General features: G+C 66.6%; 4 protein-coding genes and 1 pseudogene. All 5 read left to right on the top strand.

Annotation, left to right across the window (positions count from 1 at the left end):
• Positions 1–67: 67 nt before the first annotated feature.
• Positions 68–1,717, top strand: coding sequence for an alpha/beta fold hydrolase (locus EN745_RS27970; RefSeq protein WP_127422747.1), 1,650 nt, complete (start codon positions 68–70; stop codon positions 1,715–1,717).
• Positions 1,718–1,722: 5 nt separating this feature from the next.
• Positions 1,723–2,772 (top strand): LLM class flavin-dependent oxidoreductase, encoded by a 1,050-nt coding sequence (locus EN745_RS27965; RefSeq protein ID WP_126058971.1) that lies wholly within the window; start codon positions 1,723–1,725, stop codon positions 2,770–2,772.
• Positions 2,769–4,244 carry an aldehyde dehydrogenase gene (locus tag EN745_RS27960; RefSeq protein ID WP_126058970.1) on the top strand — a complete coding sequence of 492 codons (1,476 nt, stop codon included), beginning with the start codon at positions 2,769–2,771 and terminating at the stop codon, positions 4,242–4,244. Before EN745_RS27965 ends, EN745_RS27960 begins: the two co-directional genes overlap by 4 nt.
• 64 nt (positions 4,245–4,308) lie before the next feature.
• The gene (locus EN745_RS27955; protein ID WP_126058969.1) at positions 4,309–5,313 is read left to right on the top strand and encodes an ABC transporter substrate-binding protein; all 1,005 of its coding nucleotides are present in this window, start codon (positions 4,309–4,311) and stop codon (positions 5,311–5,313) included.
• 100 nt (positions 5,314–5,413) lie between these two features.
• Positions 5,414–5,885: pseudogene (locus tag EN745_RS27950) on the top strand (ABC transporter permease); the annotation flags it as partial.

Here is a 5,885-nt window from a genome sequence, read left to right as displayed (position 1 = left end):
CCCGAGTTCCTTCAAGTCCTGGTAGCGGTCGCCGATGCGATGATGCGGGCGGCCGCCGATCGCCTTGATGCAGGACCGCTTCGACCTGATCGCCATCGACATGCTCGGCCATGGCGGCTCGCCGCTGCCGCCGCAGGATGCCGGGCTGGCGGACTTCGCCGACCAAGCGATCCGCCTGCTCGACCATCTCGGCCTCGACCGCGTCGCGGTTGTCGGCCATTCCATGGGCGCGCTGGTCGCGCAGGAGATCGCGCTGCGCGCGCCGTCGCGTGTCAGTTCCGTCATTTGCCTCAACGCCGTCTTCCGCCGCCCGCCGGAACTTGCGCAAGCGGTGCGCGAACGGGCGGCCGCCCTCGGCGGCCATGGCGATCCCCAGGCCATCGCCGCGACGATCGCGCGCTGGTTCGGCGATCCGATCCCGCCGGATCTGGCCGACGCCGCCGCGACCGCGCGAACCGCGCTCGAGAGCGTCGATGCCGAAGGCTACGCCCGCACCTATCGCCTCTTTGCCAGCGCCGACACAGCCCATGTCGATCGCCTGGCCGAGCTTGCCACGCCGGCGCTGTTCATCACCGGATCGGAGGATCGCAATTCCACCCCCGCAATGTCCGCCGCCATGGCGCGGCTCGCGCCATCAGGACAATGCCTGGTGCTGAGTGGAGAAAAGCACATGATGACAATTGCTTCGCCCAAGAAAGTGACTCAGCACATCACGGCCTTTCTCGATCGCGCGGCCGACGTTGCCGCAAGCGCCCAAACCGCTTTCGACCCAATCGAGTTCCGCCGCGCGCTGGGCTCCTTCCTGACCGGCGTCACCATCGTCACCACGGTGGACGAGGCAGGAGACCCGCGCGGCTTCACCGCCAACTCCTTCACCTCCGTTTCGCTCGAGCCACCGCTGGTGCTTGTCTGCATCGCCAAGAAGGCGCTGGGGCACCAGGCCTTCTCGACCTCCAGGGGATTCGCCATCAACATCCTGTCGGAAGACCAGAAGGCCGCGTCCGGCATTTTCGCCTCCAAGGTGGCCGACAAGTTCGCGTCGGTGGTCTGGCAGCCGGGCCAGACCGGGAATCCGGTGATCGACGGGTCTGTCGCGGTCTTCGATTGCGGCATGGAGCAATTGGTGGATGCCGGCGACCATTCGATCCTCATCGGCCGGGTCCACGATTTCACCCACAACGGCGCCCAGCCATTGGGCTATTGCCGGGGCGCCTATGTCACGCCGGGCCTCAGCCAGGAAGCGCTTGCCGCGGCACCGCCCGGAACCGAGGTCGGCGCCATCCTCGAGAGCGATGGCCGCGTGCTCTTCCTCGAGGCGGCGGACGGCTCCCACCAGTTGCCGGCCGGACGTGGCCTCGGCGCCGCGAGCGATGCCCGCAGTCTCAGGGGAAAGCTTGCAGCCAAGGCGATCGACGCCGATCTTGGCTTCCTCTACGCGGTCTGGGACGATGCGACGGACGCCTCGCGCACCCATGTCTACTATCGCGGCACGGTAGGCGCGCCCCTGTCCGGCGACGGCCACATCAGGCTTGTCGACATCGACCGGATGGCCGATCTCAAGATCGCCGATCCGGCGGTGCGCTCGATGCTCGCCCGCTATGCACGCGAGCGCACCGAGGATCAGTTCGGCGTCTATGTCGGCAATGAGGTCGAAGGCGAGGTCCGGCCACTCGCCAAGGCCGCGCCGTCAGCAGCAATCCATTCCGGCCACGGGTGAGACCTATGAAGTTTTCGCTTTTCGTCCATATGGAGCGCTCGGATCTGGCCAAGCCGCAATCCGAACTGCTGGCGGAGCTGGAAGAACTCGTCGTGCTGGCCGAGCAGGCAGGCTTCGAGGCCGCCTGGATCGGCGAGCATCACGGCATGGAGTTCACCATCTCGCCGAACCCGTTCGTCAACATCGCCTATCTCGCCGCCAAGACTTCAAGCATCCGCCTCGGCACCGGCACCATCATCGCGCCCTTCTGGCACCCGATCAAACTCGCCGGCGAAGCGGCGATGGCCGACATCATCACCGACGGCCGGCTCGACATCGGCATCGCGCGCGGCGCCTACAGCTATGAGTATCAGCGGCTCTTCCCAGGGCTGGACGCCTGGGGCGCCGGCCAGCGCATGCGCGAGATGGTGCCGGCGCTGCGCGGCCTCTGGGACGGTGATTTCGAGTTGTCCGGCGAGTTCTGGTCCTTCCCGCCGACCACCTCCTCGCCCAAGCCCTTGCAAGCCCCCTACCCACCGATCTGGGTGGCGGCCCGCGATCCGAACTCGCACGACTTCGCCGTCGCCAACAAATGCAATGTGCAAGTGACGCCGCTTGCCTCCGGCGACGGCGAGGTGGCGAGCCTGATGGAGCGGTTCAACACCGCCTGCCAGGCCCATCCGGACATCGCGCGGCCGGAAATCATGCTCCTGATGCACACATTCGTGGCCGAGGACACCGCCGACGCCGACCGTCTGGCGCAGGATCTGTCGCTGTTCTACTGCCAGTTCGGCGCCTGGTTCCAGAACAAGAAGCCGGTGCATCAGGGCATCCTCGAGCCCCTGACCGAGGAAGAGATTGCGGCCATGCCGCAATACGCGCCGGACAAGATCAGGCAGAACCTCGTCATCGGCGAGGCCGACGAGGTGATCGCCCGGCTGAAGACCTATGAAGCGCAGGGCTACGACCAATATTCGATCTGGATCGACAGCGGCCTCTCGCATGAGCGCAAGAAGAAGTCCCTGCGGCTCTTCATCGACAGGGTGATGCCGGCCTTCCAGGCGGGGTCGCGATGAGCACCGTAGCCTTCAAGAATTACATAGACGGGGAGTTCGTCGAGGCCGCGGCGACCTTCGACAGTATCGATCCTTCGACCGGCACCCCCTGGGCGACGATGCCGGCCGCTGGCGTCGCCGATGTCGACCGCGCCGTCGAGGCCGCGCACCGGGCGCTGCGTTCCGGCCCCTGGGCCTCGCTGACGGCAACGGCGCGCGGCAAGCTCTTGGTCAGGCTCGGCGAGCTCGTCGCCGCCAATGCGGGCCGGCTGGCCGAGCTGGAGACCCGCGACACCGGCAAGATCATCCGCGAGACGCGCGCCCAGATCGCCTATGTCGGCGACTACTACCGCTACTATGGCGGGCTGGCCGACAAGCACGAAGGAGCTTTCATTCCGATCGACAAGGCCGACATGGAGGTGACGGTGCGGCCGGAGCCGATCGGCGTCGTTGCCGCAGTCGTGCCCTGGAATTCGCAGCTCTTCTTGTCGGCGGTCAAGCTCGGTCCGGCGCTGGCAGCCGGGTGCACCGTCGTCCTCAAGGCTTCCGAGGATGGCCCGGCGCCGCTGCTCGCCTTCGCCGAGCTGGTCCACGAGGCCGGCTTCCCGGCGGGCGCCGTCAACATCCTGACCGGCTTCGGCCACGATTGCGGACGCCGCCTGACCAGCCACCCGCTCGTCGCCCGCGTCGCCTTCACCGGCGGCCCCTCGACCGCCCGCCAGATCGTCGCCAACACGGCCGAGAATCTCGCCTACACGACGCTCGAGCTCGGCGGCAAAAGCCCGGTCGTCGTCTTCGCCGACGCCGATCTGGACAGCGCCGCCAACGCCGTGGTCGCCGGCATTTTCGCCGCGACCGGCCAGAGCTGCGTCGCCGGCTCGCGGCTGCTGATCGAGCGTTCGGTGAAGGACGAGTTCCTCGCGCGGCTGAAGCGGAAGGCCGAGGCCATCGCCATCGGCGATCCACAGGACACCGCCACCGAAATGGGGCCGCTCGCAACCTTGCGCCAGCGCGAACGGATCGAGACGATCGTCGCCGAAAGCCTGGCCGGCGGCGGCCGGCTGATCACCGGCGGCGCACGGCCCAAGGGCAAGGCGGACGGGTTCTACTACGCGCCGACGATCATCGAGGCGCAGGATCAGGCGCTCGCCTGCGTGCGTGAGGAACTGTTCGGACCGGTGCTGAGCGCGCTCGCCTTCGACAGCGAGGCGGAGGCGCTGGCGCTCGCCAACGACACGCCCTTCGGCCTCGCGTCGGGTGTCTTCACCACCAACCTCGCCAGGGCGCATCGCATGGCCCGCGGCATCCATGCCGGCGTGGTCTGGGTCAACACCTACCGCGCCGTCTCGCCGCTGGTTCCGTTCGGCGGCTATGGCCTCTCCGGCCTCGGCAGAGAAGGCGGCCTCGACGCCATCCGTGACTACACGCGCTCGAAATCGGTGTGGATCCGCACATCGGACGAGCCGATCCCCGATCCCTTCGTCATGCGCTGAGGCGGCCTGTCGACGGTGCACTGAAGAACAAGAAACGGAACACACAAAGTCAGAGGAGAACGACATGAAACTGATTTTCGCCGGCATCCTTGCCGGTCTGATTGCAACGACGGCCGCCAAGGCCGGGGAAATGGTGTTCACCAGCTGGGGCGGCACGACCCAGGAAGCCCAGACCAAATCCTGGGCTGAGCCGTTCACCGCTTCGGCCGGCGTCAAGGTGCTGCAGGACGGCCCGACCGACTACGGCAAGCTGAAGGCCATGGTCGACGCCAAGAACGTCACCTGGGACGTGGTCGACGTCGAAATGGACTTCGCCATCAAGGCGGCCAAGGACGGGCTGCTCGAGCCGATCGACTTCGCCGTCGTGCCGAAGGACGATCTCGATCCGCGCTTCAGCAACGAGCACGCAATCGGCAGCTTCTACTATTCCTTCGTGCTCGCCTGGAACAAGGGCGCGGTCCCCGGCGAGCCGGCCGGTTGGGCCGACATGTTCGACACCAAGAAATTTCCCGGCAAGCGCACCTTCTACAAATGGTCGGCGCCAGGCGTCATCGAGATCGCGCTGCTGGCAGACGGCGTGCCGGCCGACAAGCTCTATCCGCTTGACCTCGACCGCGCCTTCAAGAAGCTCGACACCATCAAGTCCGACATCGTCTGGTGGGGCGGCGGCGCCGAGTCGCAGCAGCTGATCGCCTCCGGCGAGGCCGCCTTCGGCCAGCTCTGGAACGGCCGCGTCTTCGCGCTGGAGAAGGACGGCGCCGATGTCGGTGTCTCCTGGAACCAGAACCTCACCGCCGCCGACGTTCTCGTCGTCCCGAAGGGCGCCAAGAACAAGGACGCCGCCATGAAGTTCCTCGCCGCGGCGTCCAGCCCGACCGGCCAGGCGAAATTCGCCGAGGCGAGCGGCTATGCGCCGATCAACACCAAGGCCAAGGCCGAGATGCCCGCCGACGTGGTCAAGGGCCTGCCCGACGCCCATGTCGACGGCCAGATCAACCTCGACATGAACTACTGGGCCGAGCATCGCGACGAGATCGCCACGCGCTGGTACGCCTGGCAGGCGAAATGACGCCCGCCTTCTCGTGACAGAAGCGGGACGGCTTCCGCCGTCCCGCTTCGCAACCCGGGATACCGCTATGTCGGTGGAAATTGAACAGAGCATCGCCAGAATGCGTCTTCCGGCAGGCGTCGGCGGCCTGCTGCCGGCGCTGACCTTGATCGGGCTCTTCTTCGTCGTGCCGGTTTTGGCGCTGCTCCTGCGCAGCGTCACCGATCCGGCTCCCGGCCTGCAGAATTACGCTGCGCTGCTCGGCGACGGCACCTACGCGCGGGTGTTCTTCAACACCTTCCTCGTCGCCTTCGTCGTCACCATCGTCACCGTGCTCGTCGCCTTTCCGGTCGCCTGGATGCTGGCGATCATGCCGCCGGCCCTCGCCTCGATCCTGTTCGGCATCATTATCCTGTCGATGTGGACCAATCTCTTGACCCGCACCTATGCCTGGATGGTGCTCTTGCAGCGCACTGGCGTCATCAACCGGGCGCTGATAGCGACCGGCATCACCGACCAGCCGCTGCCGCTCATCAACAACCTTACCGGCGTCACCATCGGCATGGTCTACATCATGCTGCCGTTCATGATCC

It is taken from the genome of Mesorhizobium sp. M4A.F.Ca.ET.022.05.2.1, assembly GCF_003998845.1.
Taxonomy (GTDB): Bacteria; Pseudomonadota; Alphaproteobacteria; order Rhizobiales; family Rhizobiaceae; genus Mesorhizobium.
This window is presented reverse-complemented; position numbering and strand designations above follow the sequence as displayed.